The organism is Heyndrickxia sp. FSL W8-0423, from assembly GCF_038009395.1.
In the GTDB taxonomy this organism is placed as follows: Bacteria; Bacillota; Bacilli; order Bacillales; family Bacillaceae_C; genus Heyndrickxia; species Heyndrickxia sporothermodurans.
Genome location: NZ_JBBPBE010000001.1, coordinates 2465641 through 2491033, shown reverse-complemented (window position 1 = coordinate 2491033; position 25393 = coordinate 2465641). Strand labels below are relative to the sequence as shown.

24 protein-coding genes are annotated in these 25393 nt (G+C 35.9%); 3 read left to right on the top strand and 21 right to left on the bottom strand.

The genetic code is table 11. The annotated features are described in order from the left end of the window. Window positions 1-6 precede the first annotated feature (6 nt). The 18 genes from MKY81_RS12660 to MKY81_RS12575 form a co-directional block, all read right to left on the bottom strand. Window positions 7-717 (bottom strand): DUF881 domain-containing protein, encoded by a 711-nt coding sequence (locus MKY81_RS12660; RefSeq protein ID WP_066230074.1) that lies wholly within the window; start codon window positions 715-717, stop codon window positions 7-9. After that, entirely contained in the window at window positions 707-1477 is a 771-nt protein-coding gene (locus MKY81_RS12655; RefSeq protein WP_066230071.1) for a cell division protein FtsQ/DivIB, read from the bottom strand. The genes MKY81_RS12660 and MKY81_RS12655 overlap by 11 nt, the downstream gene beginning before the upstream one ends. A 180-nt stretch (window positions 1478-1657) precedes the next feature. Next, the gene (spoVE, locus tag MKY81_RS12650; RefSeq protein ID WP_373454647.1) at window positions 1658-2728 is read right to left on the bottom strand and encodes a stage V sporulation protein E; all 1071 of its coding nucleotides are present in this window, start codon (window positions 2726-2728) and stop codon (window positions 1658-1660) included. Between the two features lie 112 nt (window positions 2729-2840). Further along, the gene (murD, locus tag MKY81_RS12645; RefSeq protein ID WP_108070692.1) at window positions 2841-4196 is read right to left on the bottom strand and encodes a UDP-N-acetylmuramoyl-L-alanine--D-glutamate ligase; all 1356 of its coding nucleotides are present in this window, start codon (window positions 4194-4196) and stop codon (window positions 2841-2843) included. After that, a complete protein-coding gene (gene mraY / locus MKY81_RS12640) occupies window positions 4197-5171 on the bottom strand; it encodes a phospho-N-acetylmuramoyl-pentapeptide-transferase (RefSeq protein WP_108070694.1) in 975 nt (324 codons plus the stop codon). A 1-nt stretch (window position 5172) separates the two neighbouring features. Beyond that, window positions 5173-5616 carry a hypothetical protein gene (locus MKY81_RS12635; protein WP_066230062.1) on the bottom strand — a complete coding sequence of 148 codons (444 nt, stop codon included), beginning with the start codon at window positions 5614-5616 and terminating at the stop codon, window positions 5173-5175. Continuing rightward, the gene (locus tag MKY81_RS12630) at window positions 5617-7077 is read right to left on the bottom strand and encodes a UDP-N-acetylmuramoyl-L-alanyl-D-glutamate--2,6-diaminopimelate ligase (RefSeq protein ID WP_066230059.1); all 1461 of its coding nucleotides are present in this window, start codon (window positions 7075-7077) and stop codon (window positions 5617-5619) included. Between the two features lie 172 nt (window positions 7078-7249). Then, window positions 7250-9169 (bottom strand): stage V sporulation protein D, encoded by a 1920-nt coding sequence (locus tag MKY81_RS12625; RefSeq protein ID WP_066230056.1) that lies wholly within the window; start codon window positions 9167-9169, stop codon window positions 7250-7252. 125 nt (window positions 9170-9294) lie between these two features. Next, window positions 9295-11520 (bottom strand): penicillin-binding protein, encoded by a 2226-nt coding sequence (locus MKY81_RS12620; RefSeq protein ID WP_341117953.1) that lies wholly within the window; start codon window positions 11518-11520, stop codon window positions 9295-9297. Next, window positions 11517-11879: a cell division protein FtsL gene (gene ftsL / locus MKY81_RS12615; RefSeq protein ID WP_108070696.1), complete on the bottom strand. Its 363-nt coding sequence runs from the start codon at window positions 11877-11879 to the stop codon at window positions 11517-11519. The genes MKY81_RS12620 and ftsL overlap by 4 nt, the downstream gene beginning before the upstream one ends. Before the next feature lie 25 nt (window positions 11880-11904). Continuing rightward, entirely contained in the window at window positions 11905-12837 is a 933-nt protein-coding gene (gene rsmH, locus MKY81_RS12610; protein ID WP_108070698.1) for a 16S rRNA (cytosine(1402)-N(4))-methyltransferase RsmH, read from the bottom strand. Window positions 12838-12894: 57 nt separating this feature from the next. After that, entirely contained in the window at window positions 12895-13326 is a 432-nt protein-coding gene (gene mraZ / locus MKY81_RS12605; protein WP_066230044.1) for a division/cell wall cluster transcriptional repressor MraZ, read from the bottom strand. A gap of 144 nt (window positions 13327-13470) precedes the next feature. After that, the gene (gene bshC, locus MKY81_RS12600) at window positions 13471-15090 is read right to left on the bottom strand and encodes a bacillithiol biosynthesis cysteine-adding enzyme BshC (protein WP_341117950.1); all 1620 of its coding nucleotides are present in this window, start codon (window positions 15088-15090) and stop codon (window positions 13471-13473) included. Between the two features lie 125 nt (window positions 15091-15215). Continuing rightward, window positions 15216-15611: a DUF3397 family protein gene (locus MKY81_RS12595; protein WP_066230037.1), complete on the bottom strand. Its 396-nt coding sequence runs from the start codon at window positions 15609-15611 to the stop codon at window positions 15216-15218. After that, on the bottom strand, window positions 15608-16501 hold the full coding sequence (locus tag MKY81_RS12590; RefSeq protein WP_341117949.1) for a 2-dehydropantoate 2-reductase: 894 nt from the start codon (window positions 16499-16501) through the stop codon (window positions 15608-15610). Before MKY81_RS12590 ends, MKY81_RS12595 begins: the two co-directional genes overlap by 4 nt. An 89-nt stretch (window positions 16502-16590) precedes the next feature. Further along, window positions 16591-18129 carry an acyl-CoA carboxylase subunit beta gene (locus MKY81_RS12585; protein WP_341117947.1) on the bottom strand — a complete coding sequence of 513 codons (1539 nt, stop codon included), beginning with the start codon at window positions 18127-18129 and terminating at the stop codon, window positions 16591-16593. A 27-nt stretch (window positions 18130-18156) separates the two neighbouring features. After that, entirely contained in the window at window positions 18157-18369 is a 213-nt protein-coding gene (locus tag MKY81_RS12580) for an acetyl-CoA carboxylase biotin carboxyl carrier protein subunit (RefSeq protein ID WP_341117945.1), read from the bottom strand. A gap of 22 nt (window positions 18370-18391) precedes the next feature. Further along, window positions 18392-19732: an acetyl-CoA carboxylase biotin carboxylase subunit gene (locus MKY81_RS12575; RefSeq protein ID WP_341117943.1), complete on the bottom strand. Its 1341-nt coding sequence runs from the start codon at window positions 19730-19732 to the stop codon at window positions 18392-18394. A 433-nt stretch (window positions 19733-20165) separates the two neighbouring features. Between MKY81_RS12575 and MKY81_RS12570 the strand changes: the two genes are divergently transcribed. Both MKY81_RS12570 and MKY81_RS12565 read left to right on the top strand, forming a co-directional pair. Then, complete coding sequence (locus MKY81_RS12570; RefSeq protein WP_100346401.1) at window positions 20166-21443, top strand: IS110 family transposase; 1278 nt, start codon at window positions 20166-20168, stop codon at window positions 21441-21443. A 388-nt stretch (window positions 21444-21831) separates the two neighbouring features. After that, a complete protein-coding gene (locus tag MKY81_RS12565; RefSeq protein WP_066230022.1) occupies window positions 21832-22314 on the top strand; it encodes an N-acetyltransferase in 483 nt (160 codons plus the stop codon). Window positions 22315-22349: 35 nt separating this feature from the next. Here MKY81_RS12565 and MKY81_RS12560 read toward each other — a convergent pair whose 3' ends face one another. From MKY81_RS12560 to MKY81_RS12550, 3 genes are all read right to left on the bottom strand, one after another. After that, window positions 22350-22916 carry an RsfA family transcriptional regulator gene (locus tag MKY81_RS12560; protein ID WP_108070707.1) on the bottom strand — a complete coding sequence of 189 codons (567 nt, stop codon included), beginning with the start codon at window positions 22914-22916 and terminating at the stop codon, window positions 22350-22352. Between the two features lie 188 nt (window positions 22917-23104). Then, window positions 23105-23278, bottom strand: a complete 174-nt coding sequence (gene rpmF, locus MKY81_RS12555) for a 50S ribosomal protein L32 (protein ID WP_003348855.1) — start codon at window positions 23276-23278, stop codon at window positions 23105-23107. A 65-nt stretch (window positions 23279-23343) separates the two neighbouring features. Next, a complete protein-coding gene (locus MKY81_RS12550; RefSeq protein ID WP_341117925.1) occupies window positions 23344-23895 on the bottom strand; it encodes a YceD family protein in 552 nt (183 codons plus the stop codon). A 250-nt stretch (window positions 23896-24145) separates the two neighbouring features. Here MKY81_RS12550 and MKY81_RS12545 point away from each other — a divergent pair, with 250 nt between their 5' ends. After that, a complete protein-coding gene (locus tag MKY81_RS12545) occupies window positions 24146-25369 on the top strand; it encodes a nucleotidyltransferase (RefSeq protein ID WP_108070711.1) in 1224 nt (407 codons plus the stop codon). Window positions 25370-25393: the final 24 nt, after the last annotated feature.

The following is a 25393-nucleotide window of genomic DNA, read 5'->3' as shown; positions in this document are numbered from 1 at the left end:
CATCTTTTAAGATTCACCAAAAATCGGTCCGATTTGTATTTGATCCTTTTTTTCTACCGTAAAGATAATATTATCGTTTACAAGTTGGTCCTTTATACCACCAGTAATTGACAATGCCGATGCCAGTACATCCGGATCGCCAATTGCCGAAATCTTAAACGGTTCCGGAAAAGGGACACCATCAACGGTAATTACCGGGCCATTACAAATGATATATGAATTATGGTTAATTCTCTGGCCATTAATTGCTATTGCTTGGGCACCGGAAACATATAACTCATTAATTACTTTAAATACATGATGATCATGCACGATATAGCTATTGACATTCTCCTTTTTCGGGTCATATGCACCATCTTCAAGTGTCACATCTATACCTTTTCCTGCAACCTTGACTTTACCCAAATACATTCTGTACTTCTCAGCATCTTCTGCAAGATTAAAAAAAACTTGTTCTTCCTTAGACAAGTCTTTTTCCATTGTCCGAACAGTACTTTGTTTTTTTTCTAATTCCTTTTGCAATGAACGATTATCTTGCTTTAGTCTAATCAATTGTTTTCTCAATTCTGTTTCTCTTGCAAATTGTGGATCTGTTAGTTTTTCACTACTTGATTGTTCTTTGTTTGCTAGTTTATAGGAAAATGCAAGCATGAAACCTAACACAATACAGACGAGAGCGAGTATAACACTTTTTCCTTTTGATTTTCTACTCGCCATTTTTGTCTTTTCCCTTAGCTTTAAAAGATTTAAAAACCGATCCCACTTCCAAATCGATAATACCTTTTTCTTTCGGATCCAGTTGAGAAACAATTGAAGGGTAATAAATGATTTTGCTAGCTAATGTTCTCATCGTTGCTGAAACTTCAAAGCCGTCATTCATATACATTGTAATATGATAATTATCCGTCTTTTTTGGATCATAGTGAATTTCCGAAATTGAATTTAGTATTTCATCAGGTAATTGCTTAAGCTGGTCTACCATTTCGTTTAAAAATTTTCCCTTTTTAAAACTAGTTAGTATCGGTATGTTAGTCAATATATCATCTTGTTGTTTGTTTAGAACACTTCCATTTCCAAGAACCGGTAAAAGCTTTTTACCGTTAGATATGTAGGCAATTTTAGCATGTTCCGTAATATTGACAACAATACTATTCGGAAAAACAATTTTAACTGAAGCTTTCTTTACTTCCGGAATTGATTCGACCTTTGCAGCGGTTTCCTCTTTATTCACTTTCCATACATTCGTCCTTCTTGATAATCCCGATTTCTGTATGATTGACTCGTCGCTAATTGTTTTATTACCTTCTACTTTAATTTTATTCACGTGGCTAAGAGGGGATTGAAAGTAGATAATTAACAGTATTAGCAAAAAGAAAACAGAAATTAAAAGGATCAGACGACGATTTGTTTTTCTTTTCCGCTGTTCTTTAAGTTTTGGAATTCGATCTTCTAAAGAGACAACTTTTCCATCTGGCACATTTTACCCCCCTTTTTTCATTTCTCTTATCTTTTTCGTTTCTATCATACTATATTCTAAACCAGTTTAAACTCTAGTAAAAGAATAATTATATGATTGTAATATAACTGTAGATAAAAAGTCCTAAACGTAAACAAAACCCTTAAAAAAGGGTTTTGTATTTACTGTGACTTATGCTATTTATAATCGTGCGTATCTGCTAATATTTAGCAATACCCCTATCGCCATTAGCATCAATGTTAAGGACGATCCACCATAACTTAAAAATGGTAAAGTAATCCCAGTGACAGGCATCAAGCCTGTTACAACTCCAATGTTTATCATAACCTGGATGGCTACCATCGATATGATCCCAACTGCTAAGAAACTGCCATAGAGATCTGGTGCACCTAGAGCGATTCGAATCCCTCTCCATAATAATAGGGAAAACAGCAGAAGGACAAAGGTGCCGCCAATAAACCCTAATTCTTCTGACAATATAGCAAAAATAAAATCCGTTTGTGGTTCAGGTAAGTAGAAGAATTTTTGCCTGCTTTCACCTAACCCTAGTCCAAATAATCCACCTGGTCCAATGGCAAAAAGCGACTGAATGATCTGAAATCCTGTTCCTTGCGGGTCTTGCCATGGATCTAAAAATGAGGTAATTCTCGCCATACGATACGGAGCTGATAATATTAAGGCAACGAAACCACCAACACCTATTAAACCTAAAATGACAAAATGGAATATTCTTGCACCAGCAATAAAAATCATTACAATACATGTTCCTAACATTACTGTGCCCGTTCCTAAATCCGGTTGTAACATAATCATGCCAAATGCAAGGAATACAAGAGATAAGGATGGAAGTAAGCCTTTCTTAATTGTCGTTATATATTTTTGTTGTTCAGATAAAAACTTGGCTAAAAAAGCAATCATTGCCAATTTTATGAATTCAGAAGGCTGAATAGAAAAGGCACCAACACCAATCCAGCTCCTTGAACCATTTCGCTCCATACCAATCCCCGGTATTAGCACCAGTACCAATAAGAGGAAACAGCCAATTAAAATGACTTTTGCCCATGATCTCCATGTCCAGTAATCGACATTCATAATAAAAAACATAGCGATTACACCAACCCCGGCAAATAAAAGCTGTCGTTTTGCAAAAAAGAAGGAGTCATCAAATTTAAAATTGGCCCAAATCGCACTAGCACTATAAACCATAATAAGTCCAACAGTCAACAATGTGAGTGTAACAATAATTAACATAAAATCGGGATTCGATTTTTTAACCGGCAAAGTCAACACCTCGAGAGTGAAAGATTAGAGCTCGTTTTTGTTCAATCTCAAGATGTTCATCCTTAAGCAGTTTGACAAGCCCTTATTTTAGCTTATGCACTGCATCAATAAAAATATCACCGCGAACTTCAAAAGTTTTATATTGATCCCAACTTGCACAAGCAGGTGACAGTAAAATAACATCTCCGGGATTTGACAAATCAAATGCTACTGGTACTGCCTTCTCAACATTATCGACACGTTTAATGATTTCTATTCCCGCTTTTTGAGCAACTTCCTCAAGTTTACTAGCAGTTTGACCAAAAGTAATCATCGCTTTAACATTTTTCATTGCTGGGATTAATTCATCAAAACCATTCCCGCGATCAAGTCCTCCCGCTAACAAAATAACAGGTTCATTAAATGCATTTAATGCACTTTGAGCTGCCAAAATATTTGTTGCTTTAGAGTCGTTAAAAAATCTTCTTCCCAAAATTTCATCAACAAATTGAGTACGATGTTTCACACCTTTGAAGGTAGTTAACACTTTTCTAATCGCTTGATTACTTACACCTAATAGCTTCGCTGCTGCTACAGCTGCTAATATATTTTCCAAATTATGATCTCCTGGTAAAGTAATATCACTCTTTGGCATGATTTCCTCGCCTAAAAAGGAAACCATTCCGTTTATAATTGAACTACCATTTGCAATATTTGTAGTTGTTGAGAATGGAATTAATTTAGCTTTTGAAAAGGAAATTAGCTCAATTAATTCATCTTGATCAGCATTTACGATTAAGTAGTCCTCTTCAGATTGATTTTTTGTAATATTTGCTTTTGCCTTTGCATATTCTTGTTTTGTTCCATGATAATCTAGATGCGCTTCATAAATATTGGTAATCACTGCAATATGCGGTTTAAATGATTGTATTCCCATTAATTGAAAGGATGACAATTCCACGACCATTTGATTATCTTCTGTCGCCTTTTGTGCTACCTCTGATGCCACCGTTCCAATATTTCCTGCAATTAACGGGTGAAATTCTTTATCGGCCTGTAGCATATTAAAAATTAACGTTGTCGTCGTTGTTTTCCCATTTGTCCCTGTAATGCCTACGATCGGTGCATCGGAAACTTGGTAAGCAAGTTCCACTTCGGTTATGACGGGAATCCCTCGATCAATTGCACCAGCAACTAAAGGATTCGTATAGGGAATCCCCGGGTTCTTTACGATTAATTCAAAGCCCTCATCCAATAATTCGATCGGGTGACTTCCACAAATAACTTTTATCCCCTGCTCTAATAACCCTTGAGCTTCCGGATTTTCATCAAGAGGTTTAAAATCATTTACGGTAACAAAAGCACCTAAACTATGTAAAAGCGAGGCAGCACTAACCCCACTCTTTGCGAGTCCCAATACTAATATTTTCTTATGTTGATATTGATTCGTCTTTTTCACTTACAACCACACCTCAATATAAATCGCTAATATAGCGCATAATAACCCTACTGTCCAAAAAGTTACAACAACTCTCCATTCTGACCAACCACCTAATTCATAATGATGGTGTAACGGACTCATTCGAAAGATCCTTTTTCCCGTTGTTTTAAAAGAAATGACTTGTAAAATAACAGATAAAGTTTCAATAACGAAAACCCCACCAATAATGATAAGTAAAATTTCTAGCTTTGTTAAAATTGCAATAGTTGCAATGGCGCCTCCAAGTGCCAATGATCCGGTATCTCCCATAAACACTTTTGCTGGATGTGCATTAAACACTAAGAAACCTAATACTGCACCAACAACCGCAACAGCAAACACAGCAACTTCAAATTGTGATTGATTCCATGCTAATACTGCTAATGCTCCAAATGCAATCGCACAAGTACCTGAAACAAGACCATCAAGTCCATCTGTTAAATTAACTGCATTCGAAAATCCTACTAGCCAAAAAATGATAAAAATTAAATAAAACCATCCTAAATCGAATGAATAATCAATACCAGGTATTGTAATTACAGTTGAAAAATTGAATTGACGAAATACAATATAAAAAATAACTGATATGATAATTTGTCCAAGTAACTTCTGCTTAGAAGTTAGCCCTAAATTTCTTTTTAAGACAACTTTAATAAAATCATCTAAAAACCCTAGTAAGCCAAAGCCAACAGTAACTAATAAAAGCAGATAAGTTTTTACCGTCGGTTCGGATAATTTCCCTGTCATAATAAGTGTTGTAATAATAATTGATAAAAGAATAACTATTCCACCCATAGTAGGTGTTCCCGTTTTCTTTTGGTGCGATTTTGGCCCTTCCTCGCGAATACTTTGCCCAAATTTTAATCTTCTTAAAAAAGGAATAAAAATAGGAGAAAGTAGTGCAGTAATTAGGAATCCCATTAAAATTGTAAAAAATAATGCTTGCTCCATCATTCTATCCCTTCCTACTCTTTTCTATATATTTTTTTATCGTTTCTTTTAACCGTTCATCTTCTACAGCTATATCATATGTGTATTTCGAGCCGTTCAGAAGTGAAGGTGAATAAAATGCAAATTTAGTCATTGTTTCACACTCTTTTTGATTTAATTTCCCCTTGTAATCCTCACATAAAGTAAGTAATGTTGCAATAGGCTGTTTGACAAAAAAAACTGGAAAATGGTTTGGCGTATAAGATGGAAGTGGTTCATTCTCCTTCCATATTGCCGCAATCGCTCCATTTTCAATTGCTTTATCCAAATTAGCATCATGTATCGGTATAAATAATCCTTTTGGTTGAGGGAAGTCTGAGAATATTGATACTAGTTCAAATGTAATATTCGACTGATTAATCCCCCTCATACTATTTGAAAGATGATTAATATCTTTGATTGATAGCATTCATCCATTCTCCTTTACCGCTTCTAAAGCTACAACACGATCATCAAACTCAAGAATTTGATCTCCAATTTGTTGATAAGTTTCGTGTCCTTTCCCAGCAATTAAAACGACGTCCCCACTTTTAGCTTGTTTTATGCCATAAAAAATTGCTTCGCGACGATCAACAATCGTTTGATAATTCTTTCCCGTCACACCTGCCTCCATATCTTTTAAAATTTGGACAGGATCTTCACTTCGGGGATTATCGGAAGTAAAGATTGGATCAGAAGCATACTGACAAGCGATTTGCGCCATAATAGGGCGCTTTGTTTTATCCCTGTCGCCACCACATCCAACAATGACAAAAACACGTTTTTTGGCAAAATGTTGAATTGTTTTCAAGACATTTTCAAGACTGTCCGGGGTATGTGAATAATCAACAATAATTGGAAAATCCTGCCCACCATGAACTAACTCAAATCTGCCGGCAACCCCTTTAATTGATTCGATTGAATGGATAATTTGTTCCATTGGAATATTAGAAACATATGCAGCTGCAATAGCTGCCAACACATTATATATGCTAAATTTTCCTATTAGTTGAATATGCAGCACATGTTCTCCTTCTGGAGATTTCAGTGTAAAAGTCGTTCCTTTTGCACTTATTTCAATGTTTTTTGCATAAAAATCTGCTTCATGATCAATTCCATAGCTAATAATATGTGCAGCCGTTTCTTTTTGAATTTTTTCCGAAGCCGGGTCATCCGTATTTAGTACAGCGAATTTCGGACGATTGTGATCATATGTATTTCCTAGTTGGGAAAACAATAAGCTTTTTGCTCTTCGGTACTCTTCCATCGTATGGTGATAATCTAAATGATCTTGCGTCAAATTCGTGAACACAGCGATATCGTAATCACACCCCATTACTCGCCCTTGATCTAATGCATGAGAGGAAACTTCCATAATAGCAGAATCCACATTCAAATCAACCATTTGTTTAAACGTTTTTTGAAGTGTCATACTATCAGGAGTTGTATTTTTTGTATCCAGAATTTGCTCCGCCATTTTTATATACATCGTTCCGATCAGTCCTGTTACTTTGCCCGCATCGCGAAAAATTTGGTCAATTAAATGACTTGTTGTTGTTTTTCCATTTGTTCCTGTAATACCAATTAAATGTAGCTTTTTCGTAGGTTGTTCATAAAAGGCATCTGCGAGTATAGCCATAGCTCTTTTCGTATTTTTCACAATAATCACAGGGATTGTGACATCAACAGGATGCTCTGCGACAATTGCTACTGCACCTTTTTCCTCGGCTTCTTTTGCAAACGTATGTCCGTCAACTGTAAGACCTTTAATGCAAATAAATAATGATCCCTTTGTTACTTTCCGATTGTCTTGAACAATTTCGATAACTTCCGGATTTTCATTTGGTTGTTTTATTAGTGGCAATACTTTAAGTAACGTATGTAATTTCATTTTTTAATCCTCCAATAGTTCAACCTATGGAAAAGTAGACGATTTCCAAATAGGCAGATAAAAAGCAGTCCTTATCTATTTTACTAAAAAAAACTGATTGATGCTATTTCTTTAGCAAAAAGAAGCAGCAAACAAATGCCGCTTCTTTCAACAATAATGTAATTGTCCGATTTTAATTCATATAAACACGTATTGTAGCCCCTTCTTCCACTTTTGTTCCTGGCTGAGGGTCTTGTCTAATAACTGTCTCTCCTTTTCCTGATACGTCTAATTTTAGATTATCTAATTGTTCTAATAGGCCTTTTTTCGTTAATCCTTTTAGATCCGGCACTTTTATCATAGGAGTATCCAAATAAGGAGTAATTTCTTTTTCCATTTGTTTTTTTCTTGGTTTAACGCCCATTGCACGAAGACTATCCCCAATGATTGTCCCAGCTATAGGAGCTGCCACCTGTCCTCCAAAAAGAACAGTGTTTTTGGGATTATCAACGGCTAAATAAACAACGATTTGCGGATCATCAGCTGGTGCAAAACCTATGAATGAAAGAACATAGTTATTTTCTAAATATCCTCCACCCGGCTTCGGCTTTTGAGCTGTACCCGTTTTTCCACCTACACGGTAGCCCTCTACAAATGCTTTTTTTCCCGTTCCTTTTGCGACAACGCTTTCCAAAGCTCTTCGTACTTCCTTTGAAGTTTCCTTAGAAATGACCTTTCGCTTTGCAACAGGCTTTTTTTCCATAACCGTTTTCTTTGTTTTCGGATCAACGAGTTCTTTTGCAACAAATGGTTCAAATAATGTTCCGCCATTTACAGCAGCAGAAACAGCAGCTACCTGTTGAATTGGTGTGACAGACACTCCTTGTCCAAATGCGGTCGTAGCTTGTTCTACCGGCCCCACTCTATTCATATTAAATAAGATTCCTTTCGATTCTCCAGCCAAATCAATCCCTGTTTTGTCACCAAATCCAAAATTGCGAATATATTTAAATAATTTCTCTTTCCCAAGTCGTTGTCCTAATTCTACAAAACCTGGGTTACAAGAGTTTTCCACTACCTCTAAGAAAGTCTCTTGCCCATGTCCCCCTCGTTTCCAGCATTTCAAATTGGCATTCGCTACTTTAATACTCCCTTTATCATAGTAAGAGTCCTTATCGAGATCAACTTTCCCCTCTTCTAGCGCAGCGGCCAACGTAATAACCTTAAAAGTTGAACCTGGTTCATACGTACTCCAGATAGGCAAATTCCGATTATAAACTTCTTGTTTTACGTCTTGAAATTTAGCGGGATTAAACGTCGGTCGACTCGACATCCCTAAAATTTCACCTGTTTTCGGGTTCATAGCGATTGCGATAAGACCATCCGGTGTATATTTCGTTTCAGCAATATCCAACTCTCTTTCGATGATCGTCTGTACCTTCGTATCGATTGTCAGCTTTAAATCAAGGCCATCTTTCGGCGGTTTATAATCGTCTGACATATCAGGCATCCTTCTCCCTTTTGCATCGGAATAAAATTGAACAGAACCTTTTTCACCTTTTAACTCTTCATCGTAAAAAAGTTCTAGTCCCATCAGCCCCTGATTGTCTACTCCTGTAAACCCTAAAACATGCGACAAATAGCTGCCGTACGGGTAGTATCTTTGTGAATCCTCTCCAATATAAACACCTTTCAATTTTAAATTTCTTACTTCATTTGCTTTATCAGTAGAAATTTTTCTCCCTTCTTTAATTCTTTCCATCCGTGAATTTGTTGTAATTTGCTTGTAAATTTTCTCTTTGGAAGCATTTAATACAGAAGCTAGCTTTTCTGCAGTCTCACCCGGGTTTACTACTTGTCTTGGGACAACAAATACGGTTGGCGCACTTTTATTTTCCGCAATTGGTATATCATTTCGATCAATGATCTTACCTCTCTCAGGTTCAAACGGAATTTCCCTGCTCCACAATTCCTTCGCACCACTTGTTAACCAGTTTCCTAAAGCTAATTGGACATAACCTAGCCTGACATCAATGATACCAAATATTAATATCCCAACAAAAAGAACAATTACTAATCGTTTTCTAACTGTTACATTGGATACACGTTTCACGTAAACGATCCTCCTCTTATTCTAGTAATGACTCGTACATTTCACATTTCTCAACTAGAATATATGCTTGTACATGTAGCAATAGAACAGAACAAGGCTGACCTTTTCAATAGGTCAGCCTTGTGTTAATCAAGTGGAGAATCGTCTTCATTTTTCTTTTTATCTTTTTTCGGTGTTTCCATATTTTCTGCAGATTGAAAATTTACTACTAGATGGTCACCTGTCTTAATCGGTGAGGATGGACTAATATTTTGCTTCGTTACATAACCAGTTCCAATCATATTAAGTTTTAAATCTAGTAACTCCACAACTTTTAATACATCTCTTTTTGACCAATGTAACATATCGGGAACGGATGGTTTTCCGTTCGTTTTTAGAATGACTTTTTCTCCTTGAAGCAGAGTAGAACCAGCTTTCGGCAATTGATCAATAACTTGGTTGCCATCCCCGATTGCAATCGCCTCATATCCTAAATCTTTTAATGTAGTTATCGCATCACTAACTGATTTCTTATCTACATTTGGAATGTTTTTAATTTCTGATTTTTCCATTTTTGCAGGTTTAATATTTAAGTATTGTAAACTATTTTTCATAACCGGATTAAATATTGATTGTACAACTTTGGAGCCATTTTCATAAGTCGTCTGTGGCTGTTTTACTGTTACATAAACAATTAATTTCGGATCTTTCTTCGGTGCCATACCTAAAAATGAAAAAATATAGTCACTTCCTCCTCTTAAATATCCGGCACCATTAGGATTGGGAATTTGCGCAGTACCTGTTTTTCCAGTGACAGAGTATCCTTCAATTTCATATCCTTTACCAGTTCCGTGTTTACTTGTTACAACTGTACGTAAAATATCCCTAACTTCTTTAGCTGTATCTGCACTAATAGGCTTGCCAATTGATTCCGGTTTTGTTTTTTCTTCCTTATTATTATTTGGATCTACTACTTTATCAACAATATATGGCTTCATCATAATGCCATCATTCGCAATCGCAGTTGCCGCTTGGACCATTTGGATAGGTGTAACAGTTGTTCCTTGGCCATAGGTCGTCGTATATTTTTCTTTTGGCCAGTTGTATAGTATTTTTCCCGACGCTTCATTCGGTAAGCCGATGTTTGTTGGAACACCAAAATGAAAACGATCTAGATACGTACGAAACGTGTCTTTTCCAATCTTATCAAGCAATTTAGCGAATGCTACATTTGATGATCGTTGAACACCTTCCAAATATGTGATCGGTCCCCAACCTTGTCCATAATTCCAATCATTAATAGGTCTTGGATCATTTTTAACTTTGAAAGTTCCAGACATATATTTTTCATTCGGATTAAACACACCTTGTTGGACAGCTGTTGCTAATGTAAATATTTTCATCGTTGATCCCGGTTCAATCGGTTCTTCTATCGCTAGATTTTGCCATTTCTTTTCGATGCCTTCACGAGTCATCGAGTCAAAGGTAGGCCTTTGTGACATTCCTAAAATTTTCCCTGTTTTCGGATCTGCGACAATAGCTACCATTTCTTTCGGATTATACTTTTTGTCAACCTCGGTCATCGCATCTTCTAAGAAGCTTTGGATTTTTTTATCGATAGTCAAATAAATATCTTTTCCGTTTTTGGGCTTTTTCACCTTTTCCTTAGAACCGGGAATTAAATAACTCCATGCATCTCCTTCAAACTGGATTTTCCCGTCTGTCCCTTGGAGATCTTTATCATAAAATTGTTCAATTCCCATTTTCCCTTTTGTTTTTTCCCCTATTTCTATTTTACCTGTTTTTTTATTTAGTTCCTCCGGTTTTTGAGCAAAACCAATGACATGTGATGCAAACACACCATTTGGATAGTATCGTTTAGATTCCCGGGCGAATATTATTCCAGGAAGTTTTAATTTTTCAATTTTTTCCTTCGTTTTATACGGTACATCTTCCCCTGCTTTGCCGAATTCAACTTGCTTTGCACCTTTTTTCGTTAAACGTTTATATATTTCGTTTTCCGGCATATCGATATATTTTGCAAGCTGTTCCGCCGTTTTTTGCGGGTCCATCACATGGTTTGGATGTTTTGGATCAATGGTCATTTTCTTATCGAGAATCGCTTGCAGGCGAAAAGAAGTTGTATCCTCTGCAATGACTTTCCCATTAACGTCATAAATATTCCCGCGTTTTGACTCAATTTCTGTATTTTTTAAATGTTGCTTCATTGCCATTGCAGCTAACGGTTTGCCTTGAACCTGGCCCGATACCTGAATCGTTAACATCCGAACGATTAGTATAAAAAAGAGCAGGCCGAATATTAGAAATAATATCGCTGCTCCGATGTTCATGCTAATTTTACTTTTTCTCATTGTCCCTCAACAACCTTAATATTTTTGTCATTCATTTTTAATCCTTGCTTTTTAGCAATTTCCCGAATACGTTCATATTTGCTTAAGTCACTAACTTGCATTTTTAAATCTTCATTTACCTTTTTCTTTGTTTGAACAGAGGCTTCCATCTGATGAATTTCTTTATTCACTTTATATATTGCTGCTTGCGTAGCAATAACCTTAATAGCCATAATGCAAACAAATGCGATAACGAGCGCAGCTAATAGCTTTTCACCTAATGTGATTTGACTGCGCCTATGTATTGGTTGAATTTTCGGTTCTGTATGAATCTTCGGTTGTATATATGGTTGTTGTTGTTTTCTTGCTAAATTACTCAATTTATGGACCCCCATTCATCATTTCTTAATTTTTCTCAGCAATTCGCAGTTTAGCAGATCGAGCACGATTATTCTCCTCGAGTTCTGAAACATCCGGAACAATCGGTTTTCTAGTAATGATCTTTAATTTAGGCTTATATTCGTCAGGTATTATTGGCAATCCTGGCGGCAATTCTGGCCCACTACTTGCTTCTTTATAAATTGATTTACATATTCGATCCTCTAAAGAGTGAAACGTAATGACACTAATTCTCCCACCTGGATTTAATAGGTCAATAGCTTGTTTTAATGAATCTTCGAATACACCTAATTCATCGTTTACAGCAATTCTTATAGCTTGGAAAACCCTTTTCGCAGGGTGACCACCTTTACGTCTTGCCGGTGCAGGTATACCTTCTTTAATTAATTCTACTAATTCACCAGTTGTTTTAATTGGACCATTTTCTCTTGCTGCTTCTATTTTCCTGGCAATTTGCTTTGAAAATTTCTCTTCACCATATTTGAAAAAAATTCGAACTAAATCTTCATACGGCCATTCATTTACAACATCATATGCTGAAACATCACCTTGTAAATCCATACGCATGTCGAGAGGTGCATCATTGTGGTAACTAAAACCACGTTCCGGTGTATCTAATTGCGGCGAGGAAACACCGAGATCATAAAGAATACCGTCTACTTTCTCAACACCAATCTTGTTTAGTTCTTGTTTAATATAACGGAAATTACTTTTAATAAATATTACTTGATTTTCGTATTTTTTTAGCTTTTCTTTCGCATGTTCGATTGCTGTTTCGTCCTGATCAAAGGCATATAATTTTCCTTTAGCGGATAGCTGGGATAATAAATACTCACTATGTCCCGCTCCGCCAAGTGTACAATCGACATACACTCCATCCGGTTTGATATTTAGTCCATCGACTGTTTCTTTCAATAACACTGTAGTATGTTTGAACATGTTGTATCACCTTTCTAAACGAATTAATATTTTAGAGTACTCTATCGTGGTTAAGAATTATATGTCAAAGCCAATCATATTTTCAGCGATTTCAGCAAATGATTCTTCAGACTCTTCAAAGTAGTCTCCCCATAATTCTTTACTCCAAATCTCAATTCGATTAGAAACTCCTAGAACAATACATTCTTTTTGTAATTGTGCGTAACTGACGAGTGGAGAAGGAATATTAATCCTTCCTTGTTTATCAAATTCACTTTCGGAGGCACCTGAAAAGAAAAAACGGGTAAATGCACGAGCGTCTTTTTTCGTTAATGGGAGGGCTTTTAATTTCTCTTCAACTTGTTTCCATTCTTCAAGTGGGTAACCAAATAAGCATCGATCCAATCCTCTCGTAATCACAAAGGTATCACCGAGGAGTTCTCTAAACTTTGCCGGAACGATTAAACGCCCTTTTGCGTCAATGTTATGTTGGTATTCCCCCATGAACATAGTACAAGCCCCCACTTTCTATAAATAATGTACCACATTCCCCCACCTTTCACCACCTCTTTTTAATATTTTCTATCAGAATGGAAAATTCCTGCTAATTTATTTAAATTTCATAAAAAAAAAGAGACTAGCTACAATGCTAGTCTAAATTCGAATTAATTTATGTTTGCCATCGAACTGATATTGAAGTGTCATGATTTGGTCAATAAATGTTTCGCCGTATTTGTTTAAGAAGTAATAGATGTTCCATATTCGTTCCTGTGGTGCTCCGTTTGGTTTCAGAAGTCGTTCTATGCGATTATATCGTTCAAGCATGACATCGTTTTTTTCGGATATCATTATATCCGCTTTTCTTTGAAGAAAGTCCAATTGATTTTGATGAAATTGAAGGTTTTTCTCTACAATCGGTAATAAACCTTTATCAGCTTTCGCTTCCATTTGTTTATATTGAGTCTCTAAGAAAGCTTTTGATTCACTGATCAGCCTTTCCAAATCATGATTTTTAATTGAATCCCAATACACTTGTTTTTCATCCTGCAATCCATGACGAATAACTTTTTCAACATCCAAATTCAATTCATTCATATCAGACTCAATCGAACGTTCCAATAGGCTTATGTTCAATCTTGGAATGATCGGAGGCATTTGAAATTGCAGTCCTTCAAATGCTAATTTCAGCTCACCCCAGTAAGCAATTTCTCCCGGACCTGCAATGAATGCTAATGTAGGAAATAGCCATTCTTGCATAATGGGACGAGTCACCACATTATTACTAAATGCACTCGGATTTTCCTCCAAAATATCGAGAAGTTCGTTTTTTGTAAAAAAGACTTCCCCATTCTTCCCCACAAATCCATCTTTTTCTTGTTGATATTCTAATAAAATTCTTTCCATACCATTATAATAAAATAAATTTAAAGCATTCTCACTTATGTCAATTGCATTTGGAAAATCATTTTCTTTAATCAACGTTTGTTGACGGATAACAGAATCAGTAATTCGTTGCTGGTTTTCGATGAGTTCTTGAAAAAATGGGACTTCTAATTGACGTAAATTTTTATCGGCAGAGTCAATGACAAGCAATCCATAGTCTTTAAATAAATCAACAACGATATACGTAAAAAAATCTACTAATGACTTGGATTGATTTAACGCTTCATCAATTAGGGCCATGATATTTTTAGTGTGAACGGTCTCGCCAAAATGCTCAAATACCTTTTTTATCCATTTACTTAATTGATTCTTATCATAAACAATATCAGAAACCATTCTTTTATCGATTGGTCCTTCTGAATAGCTGATTTTTTTTAACGACCTTTCGCTTTCAACAAATACATGATTGATTTCTAAATAATCATGGTCCTCTCCAGCTATCCAAAAAATTGGCACGACAGGTTTTCCTAGTTTTTCTTCTTGTTGTTTAGCAAGATGAATGATCGAAATAATTTTATGTATTGTATATAAAGGACCCGTTAATAAACCCGCTTGTTGACCACCAATGACTACAGATGAATCATCAAGTTTTAACTTGAGTAATGATTCTTTTATTTCCCCTGATTTCGGAAAACGTTCCATATATGTTTCAATACAATTAGCAAGCTCATCTCTTGCAAAGTTTCTTTTATGTAAATCTTCCAACCTTTTTTCAAAAACATGAGAATTTGTTATGTCATAATGAAAAAAACTTTTAACAGGCTGCTTTTGGTCTATATACAGCGAGGCAAAGCGATTTGTTGCTGGAATCGAGATAGTTTCCAGTTCCATTTTGTAATTCTTCCTTTCTCATAGCACAATTTGTCGTCTAATTTTCCACGCTACACTATTTTCTTCAAAGAGTATACCATCATTAGAAAGGAAAATAAAAAATCTTGCTTTAGTGAAGGCGCAATTTAGCTACCAATTACAGATTCCATTACACTAGAGGTTAATCCATATAGAAGTAAAATAATATAAATGCAGAAAAATAACAAAAAATTCAAACGCCAATACCCGCGAAAAATCCTTACATAATCAATTTCATCACGAAAATATCGATAAACAATCGCAAACAATAACGCTAACAGTAACATAACTAGAACAATTAGCCATAGAAAAGATTGTCCCCAAATCGTTTTTATAAAAAAATGTACAGAAATAATTAAAATTAGGGTTGTAATATCAATCGAGATGGTTACCGCTTTTCGATGATTTTTTGTTGTTTGTTTGACCAATACAAACGATAGAAAATATCCAATAAAAGGAATGATAATTAAAATTGCGATCATCCAAGATATAAAAGTACTCATTCAATTCCACTCTTTTCCATCCCTTTAATCATGCCATAAACCATATTTGTTAAGGGCAATTGGACATTTTTTTCCTTAGCTAGCTCTAATATATATCCGACAATTGCATCAATTTCTGTCTTCCTTTGTAAAGTAATATCCTTTAACATTGAGGATTCGTTATTTTCCGTATTTCTGCAAATCCTAATGATTTCATTCAAAACCATCTTGGAATCTAATTCCGGAAATAATGGAATAATCTCATTATATAAATCATGAAAAATTCGCATAAAGAAAGTATTTTTAATTAGTTCCCCATTTTTCACCTTCAATATAGCCGTTAATGGATTAATTATAGCGTTTACTAATAATTTTTTTAAAAGGATCTCTTTATAATCTAAATAAATTTTGAATTGAAAATATTCACTATGCCAATTGAGAAGCGGGCTAATACGATTTATCTCCCCTCGATAAGGAGCTAGTTTCGTTAATCCAATTCCATTATGCTCTACTGTTGTTTCGTTTATTTTTAATGCACCATGTTCAATCGATCCGACAATCATTGATTCATGTTCTAAATGATTGAGTAATTTTAAATGTGACATTCCATTTTGCAAAAATAGTAACGGAATATTTTTATGTATGTTAGTAAGATCTGATTGGATGTTTTCAAGTTGATATTGTTTAACCGCAATAATAATTAATTCTTGCTTATTAAACTCATTTTTATCCATCGTCGCTCTCACTCTAGTTGTAAAAGTTGAATCTAGGGTTTCAATTGTTACCCCTTTTTCGTTAATTAGATCCATCTGTTCATGTCTACGGGGAAAGAGTGTAACATCAAATTGCTTGCCTAGGTAGGATGCAAAAAGTAATCCTATTGATCCGGCTCCGAGTATTCCAATCCTCATAATATCCTCCGTTCTATATATACTTCTACTACCATTTTAACAAAATATTAAGGGACAGACACTAGAAGTAGTATCTGTCCCTAAAAAAATTATACTGGATAGACTGGATGTTTTCTCGTACTAAATTGTAATTCCTTTGTTTCATATAAACTGAATCGATTAATTAATACAGCTCTTAACCGATTAGGTTCTACAATTTCGTCAACAATTAATTCCGATGCAAGCTTATAAATGTCGATTGTTTCTTGATATTCTTTTTGTTTTTCTTGAATAAAAGCAATTCTTTCCTTCGGATCCTCAATCGCTTGTATTTTATTCGAGTACACTGCATTGACCGCCGCTTCCGGTCCCATAACCGCGATTTGTGCAGTTGGTAATGCGATGCAGCAATCAGGTTCGAATGCCGGTCCCGCCATTGCATACAATCCCGCTCCGTATGCTTTTCGGACAATGACAGAAATCTTAGGAACTGTTGCCGAGCTCATCGCGGCAATTAATTTAGCCCCATGACGGATAATCCCCGCTCTCTCAACCTTTGTGCCAATCATAAATCCTGGCACATCTGATAAAAATAGCAACGGAATGTGGAACGCATCGCAAAGTTGAATAAACTTCGCACCTTTATCAGCGGAATCAACAAATAGCACACCGCCTTTTGCTTTCGGCTGATTAGCGATGATTCCAACGACCTTGCCATCTATTCTTGCTAAGCCAGTGATTAATTCAGTAGCGAATAACTTTTTAATTTCAAAAAAACTATCTTCATCTATTAATTGGTTTATACATTCATACATATCAAATGGCGCATTTTGATGTTTAGGGATAATTTCTTCCAACGTACGCCCGGATTTAGGGGCAACCCCTTCAATTACACTAGGTTTTTCTTGAAAATTCGTTGGAAAATAAGATAAATATTTTTGCGCTTCTTTAATTGCTTCTTGTTCGGAATTTACAAGTACATCCCCACATCCACTTACAGTGCAATGCATGCGAGCACCGCCCATCTCTTCCAACGAAACTTTTTCTCCTATAACTTTTTCAGCCATTCTTGGTGACCCTAAATACATCGAAGCATTTTTATCAACCATAATGACAATATCACAAAAAGCGGGAATGTAGGCGCCACCTGCTGCAGATGGGCCAAATAATAGGCAAATTTGCGGTATCATGCCGGAAAGCTTTACTTGATTATAAAATATTCTTCCTGCCCCTCTTCGATTCGGAAACATTTCCAATTGATCCGTAATCCGCGCTCCTGCGGAATCGACTAAATAAAGCAATGGAACTTTTAACTTCTCCGCCGTTTCTTGAATTCGAATAATTTTCTCTACTGTCCGCGCTCCCCATGAACCGGCTTTTACGGTAGAATCATTTGCCATAACACAAACCGTTTTTCCACCGATTTTACCAATGGCTGTAACAACCCCATCCGCCGGTAAATCATCTGCTGTACAATTGGCAAACATGCCATCTTCTTCGTATTCACCGGAATCAAATAAAAGCTGCAAACGATCTCTTACAAATAATTTATTTTGTGTTTTTAGCTTCTCATGATATTTTTCCGGTCCGCCACGTCTTATTTGTTCTTTTCTCGTTTCAAATGTTTGCTCAGTGCTAGATAACACCATTGGTCACTCCTCCTTTTATCAATCTAATTACTCAATCGTTAGAAGCACATCCCCTTCATTAACAAAATCACCGATGTTTACATGAATTTCATTTACTTTTCCTGCAGTTGGTGATTCAATCGGGATTTCCATTTTCATTGATTCCAACATGACTACTGCCTGCCCAGCTACTACTTCATCACCGTTATTTACTAATACATTTAACACAGTTCCTGCCATTGATGCTGTCACTTCGATCATTTGTTTTTCCTCCTATAATAAATTAATTGTTCACTTTCATTTCATTGACTAAATTTGTTGTATAATCACCATTTTGGAAATTTGTAGATAACAATACGTTTTTTAAAAAAGGAATGTTTGTTTTAATGCCTTCTATTTTCGTATGATCTAAAAATTCTCGTGCTTTTTGAATACAGTCTGTTCTATTTGATGCAAAAATGACGCATTTAGCGATCATTGGATCATAGAAAGGGGTGACTTGTAATCCGGAAAGATATCCCGCATCAATGCGAATTCCTTCAATACTTCCCCACGTTAATTGAGTGATCTTTCCCGGGGAAGGAAAAAAAGTTTTTGGATCTTCCGCATAAATTCTTAGTTCGATTGCATGACCACTCTTTTCAATTTCGTTTTGCGATAAAGGAAGCTTTTCCCCTTGCGCAACAAGAATTTGCCACTTTACTAAATCGAGACTGGTTAACATTTCGGTCACAGGATGTTCCACTTGTAATCTCGTGTTCATCTCAAGAAAATAAAAATGTTCATTTTCATCGACAATAAACTCTACTGTACCAGCATTTTTATATCCTACAGCTTTCGCGGCATCAATTGCGGCTGCATACATTTTTTGTCGTGTTTCACTGGATATGTTGGGTGATTGGGCCTCTTCGATGACCTTTTGATTTCTTCTTTGCACCGAACAATTTCTTTCATATAGGTGAACAATATTTCCATATTGGTCACCGAATATTTGAACTTCAATATGACGGGCATTATCGATACATTTTTCAATAAATACTTCATCAGAACCGAAATATGCTTTAGAGCGCGCTTTAGTAGATTCATAGTGTTGATTGAGCGCTTGTTCATTTTCACAGCGCACCATTCCAATTCCACCACCGCCGCCACTTGCCTTTAACATAATTGGATACCCAATTTGATTGGCAAGATCCTGTGCCTCTTCAAGACTCTTTATCCCACTAATACTACCTGGAACAATCGGTACACCCGCTTCATGCATCGTCGTTCTTGCCTTTATTTTATCTCCCATCGATTCAATTGTATCAGGCGATGGACCGATAAAAATGACTCCATTATCAACAACTTTTCTTGCAAATTCACTATTTTCCGACAACAGACCATAACCTGGGTGAATTCCATCGACCTTTTCCCTTATCGCAATTTCAATCAACTGATCCATATTTAAATAAGATTTGTTTACCGGAGACTCTCCGATACGGAAAGAATAATCAGCCTCTTTCACAAACGGCATGCAGGAATCTGCATCTGAGTAAACGGCAACCGTTTCGATGCCCATTTGCTTACATGTATGAATAATACGTAAGGCAATCTCCCCGCGATTTGCAATTAATATTTTTTTCATCAAAATCCCCCTTAAAGAAGAATGGATAAAACACGATAAAATTAATAAATAATTGGTGTCCTTTAATAGAAAAAAGCTATCTTATCAAAGGACACTCAAAATATAAAAAACGAAAAATTTCTCCCCTAATTTTATTATTTCTACAAATTTTGTTTTTTTCCTGCAAATTTTGAAAACGTTTTCTTACATAATAGCAGAATTTTTTATAATTTTGTTATATAATTATATTAATTACATTAATCTAAAATGAATATTGATTGATTAGTAAGTTTACTTTAATCATATTCGTTTATTGTTATTTTATTAAAAGGAGCATTCCTGTTAGAAGGATTTTCGGGGACTTGAACAAAAAAGAGCCCTCTTGGTATGATACGGGGTGTCAAATCATAGCGCGAATTGACCCCTAACTTAGTTAACCAAGGAGGACTCCAAAGTGGATTTTAAACAAAATCAGAAAATAAATCAAGTCACCGAGAATACACTCGTAGTAGGAATTGACATTGCCAAGCGAAAACATTTTGCTTGCTTTGTAGATGATCGTGGTCGGGTGCTCCAAAAATCTTTCCCAGTATTACAGTCTAGTGATGGCTTCCAGTGTTTTTATCAACGTATTTTAACTGCAATGAAAGAATACGAAAAAACGGAAGTCATTGTCGGGATTGAACCAACAGGCCATTACTGGCTAAATTTAGCTTATTTCCTTGAGGAACGGGGTATTCCCCTAGTCATGACCAACCCTTTGCACGTTAAAAAGTCAAAGGAATTGGATGACAATTTACCAACCAAACATGACCGTAAAGATGCGCTAGTAATCGCTCGTCTTATTAAAGATGGACGCTTCAGTTATCCACGTATCTTGAAAGACATGGAGGCTGAACTTCGTGTTGGATCAACGTTTAGAGGGAAATTGACAGAGGAACTTAGTGCTGTCAAAAACATGATTATTCGCTGGTTAGATCGCTATTTTCCTGAGTTCACTCAGATCTTCCCGTCATTTGGAAAGATGGCAATGGCCGTACTAGAATGTACCCCATTTCCGAGTGATCTCCAACAGAAACAAGCTGATGAGGTTTTATCCCTTTATCGAAAGATTGAGGGGCTCAAATCTCCCCAACGACCAAAAGCAGTGCGCCTCATTGAAGTCGCTGCTTATTCCATTGGAGTAACAGAAGGACGTGAGATGGCCCGTATTGAAATCGCCACGCTCGTTCGCCGTTACCATCAGCTGGAACAAGATATCGAGAGGATTACTCAACACTTAGTTGAGCTTGTAAAAACTTCTGTAGAGTACGAGTGGCTATCAACGGTACCAGGACTAGGAGATACAACGATAGTTGATTTATTAGCTGAAATCGGAAGCTTTTCATACTATGAAGACCCACGCCAACTAATCAAACTCGCGGGGTTAACATTACGAGAGAGTTCTTCCGGACAGCACAAAGGGCAAAAGCGCATCTCCAAACGTGGCAGAAGAAAGCTGCGTGCCCTCCTATTTAGAGTTATGATGCCGATGATTCGACATAATGAGGCTTTTAGAAAACTGCACGAATATTATACAAATCGTCAGGTTAATCCATTACGTAAGAAGCAGTCTATCGTGGTTCTATGCGGAAAACTATTAAAAGTGTTACATGGAATCAGCACGAAGCACAAAGCATTTGATGCGCAGCGAATGATGAAGGATATTCCTAGTCTCGCAGAGGCTATATAGATTTCTACATCCCCTTTACAGACCTAGACAACAGGATGACACGGAGAAGCTGGCATTATATTCACCATTCGACCTAGAGTCCCTAAAGGAGCTTCGCTAGCCTCTGCCTTATGACTAGACCGAACGAAGGAATGTAGGCACACAGATGCCCAGAGACATGGGAGGGTACGTCATCATAAGTTACGCAGAGATCCATTGTGCATCACATAATTCTCTGACACTACTTACCACTATTAACCAGTAGTGACCGCGTAGCGTACCCATATAATGGAATAGTTTCTCATAATATAAAAATATTGTTAGGAAGCGTGTCGAAAAATATTTTTTTGACACCCCACCAACGGCTCAAACCGTTGATAAATCAACATTTATAGAGGGAGGAATTCCATTGCCTATTCAAGTTGAACGATTAAAAATCAATTACAAAACTCTTGAAGAGTTTAAAAAGTTTAAAGAATACGGTGTGCAAGAACTTTCAATGTTAGAGGATCTACAAGAAAATATTATTGAAGATAATTGCGACTCTCCTTTTTACGGTATTTACTATGGAGATAAATTAGTCGCACGGATGAGTCTTTATGAACGTTCCGCCAAATATGATTTATATTTCGATCCTCCACAAAACTATTTAGAATTGTGGAAACTAGAAGTGCTACCTGACTATCAATTTAAAGGCTACGGAAAAAAACTCGTCGAATTTGCTAAAAGCTTTGGTGTACCTATAAAAACCAACTCTCGCATGAAATCAAAAGAGTTTTGGGAAAAGATGGGCTTTCAAACAGTAACATATGATATGGACAGAGATTTAGGACAAAATCCTCTTGTTTGGTATCCCGAAGGTGTAAAAGAGAAAAAACAAACAGCTAACTAAAGCTGTTTGTTTTTTTATTAGACTGTTAAAATATTTTATTTATGTTGCAATGTTAATATTCTCGCTTTTTCCAAGATGGCTGCCATAGCGGAGTACTCTTCCTTTAAAGACTGATACTCACTTTTTAAACTATCATAACTTTGTTTTTGTTTTTCCAATGATTCAGTTAATTGTTGAATTTGCTGCTTTAATTTTTCATTTTCTCGTATCGTAGTTTCACTTGTACCTTGTTCACTTTGAAGTTGCTGTAAGTACTTTATCACATTGCTTATACTTTGATCTATGTTTTGCTCAGTGAAGCTTTGAGAATTAGTATTTTGCTCACTAACGGAAACTGTTTCAAAGGTTTGTGATTCTGATAATTTTGATTTTCCTTTACGTTCTTTCCTTTGTTTTTTCGCTAGTTCAATACCTGATTTATATTGTTTGCGAACATATGAATTCCATCTGAATCCGCATGCTGCAGCAGTTCGATTCATTTGTTTTCCAACTTCTTCAAATGCCTGTAACTGGGTTCCACCATCACGGATGTGACGTAACACCACCTCAGCCAGTAATAAATCCTCATCATGTGTCCAAGCATCTTGTCGTGTTGATGACATGTCTATCCCTCCTATAGCTTTTTATTCATACATATGCTACTAGTAGAAAAGATAGACTAATTATGACCGAGAATTATAGTTTATTACTATTGTCATTTACTTCATTATCTTCTATTGCCGTACATTTCTTTGAAAACTAAAAAAACGTGAAGAGCCATGGTCTCTTCACGTTTTTCTTGTCACAATTTCTAGTTGTTTACTACTTCTTTGCCTTTATATGTTCCACACGCTTTACATACACGGTGTGCAAGTTTCATTTCTCCACAGTTAGGGCACTCAACCATGCCAGGAACTTGTAGTTTGAAATGTGTACGGCGTTTTCTCTTCGCTGTTTTGGAAGTTCTTCTAAAAGGTACAGCCATTCTTCCCACCTCCTTATAGAGATCACTGTTGTTATAAGATCCAGTATTGCTGGTTCTTCAAAAATTTACGATTGTTCATCAAAGAATTTTGCCAATCCCGCTAAACGTGGATCAACCTTTTTTTCTTTGCTTTCCTCATCTTGTTTAACTTGTTCCTCCGTTACAACTTCCCATTCATTACCTGAAGGAAGATTTGCATCATTTTTAGCTGATTCACTAAAAACTTGTATTGGAATTTCAAGTAAGAGTAATTCTATTATGACGGGGTCTAAATCTACAATATCACCATTAGGATAATGGATTTCAACATCCTCTTCCTCTTCGTATGAGGTAGTGGAGTTTAAAAGATATATCTCGGTAGATTTAACGTCAATAGGATAATCCACATCTACAAGTGTTCTCGAGCAAGGAAGTACTAATTTTCCCGTTATATGTAAATGAAATGCAATTTTTTCAGATGTAATATCAGCATTACCAGTTACATGAATCGGTGAAACATCACGTATTTGCGGATCTCCTTTTTTTAAGTCCTCAGCAATATCGATTGTTTCATTAATATCCATACTCTTACCACGGTACTTTAACAATTGAATTGTTGACCATTTCAATGTAATCACTCCAAGACAACAAAGGTAATTATAGCTTTCATTATACCTTTTGTCAATATTTTATCTTTACGCGTATTTGCGTATTTTAATCTATTGTATACTGTTCTAAAAATTTTTCAAATTTCTATACCTTGTTAATTAGTATATACAAAATTTTAATTTAGTTTTATCCAAAAATGAATCCATGTTATATTAAAAGAAATTAAGTACTATTCCAGCAACATTTCCACTTTTGGAATAAAAAAATTTGGAGGATAAAATGAACAGTACTGGAGTTATCGTTGAATATAATCCATTTCATAATGGGCATTTTTTTCATGTAGAAGAGGCTAGAAAACGTACAGATGCTGATGTAATAATCGCTGTCATGAGTGGAAATTTTCTGCAGCGAGGAGAACCGGCAATTATTTCTAAATGGGCAAGAGCAAAAATGGCTTTGCAAGCCGGCGTAGATATTGTTGTTGAACTTCCTTATGCCTTTGCTGTACAACATGCTGCAACTTTTGCTTATGGATCTATAAATATTCTACATGCTTTAAAATGCAATTCTTTCTGTTTCGGTAGTGAATCAGGGAATATTAACGAATTTTCCGATGCGATCGATTTAATAGAAAATCACCGTGTGGAATATGAAGCCTTTGTTAAGGAATTAATGAAAACCGGAGTTAGTTATCCAACTGCTCTCTCACAAAGCATGAAAAAAATTTATTCCGATCCTAAAAATTACATAGATTTAGCAAAACCAAATAATATTCTCGGCTTTCACTATTTGCAAATAAATAATACACTTCAATCCCCAATGCGCGCTTTTACGATTAAACGAAAAAATGCAAATTATCATGACGAAGAATTTTCATCATCAACGATTGCTAGTGCAACATCAATTCGTAAGGCGACCTTTGATGCAAACCAATCAATTAATGGCATTATGCAATACGTACCCGAGACAACGTCAAACGTTCTTCAAGAATATTATAATGACTATCAAACATTCCACAATTGGGAAATGTATTGGCCATTTCTTCAATATCGATTATTATCCATTGAAGAGACCGATTTAGCAAATATATATGAAATTGAAGAAGGGATCGAACACCGATTAAAAAGACTCGCAAACGATGCCGTTAGCTTTCATGATTTTATGCAGAGGGTGAAGACAAAAAGATATACATGGACAAGAATTCAAAGAATGTGTGTACATATTTTAACCAATACAAAGAAAAATGAAATGGTACGTCATCACGATCATATTGAATATATCCGTCTATTGGGCATGACAGAAAGAGGGAGAACGTATTTAAGCGGAATCAAAAAAGAAATGGATGTTCCGCTTATTTCAAAGATTTCTTCTATTCCAAGCGAATTAATCGAACTTGATGTTCGCGCATCAAACATATATTCACATGGATTGCAGGAGCCATATCGACAAAAATTATTTAAAGCCGAGTATTCTCAACCACCTATTTATATTCAAAATAACTAAATAGAAATTACAAAAACCGCTATT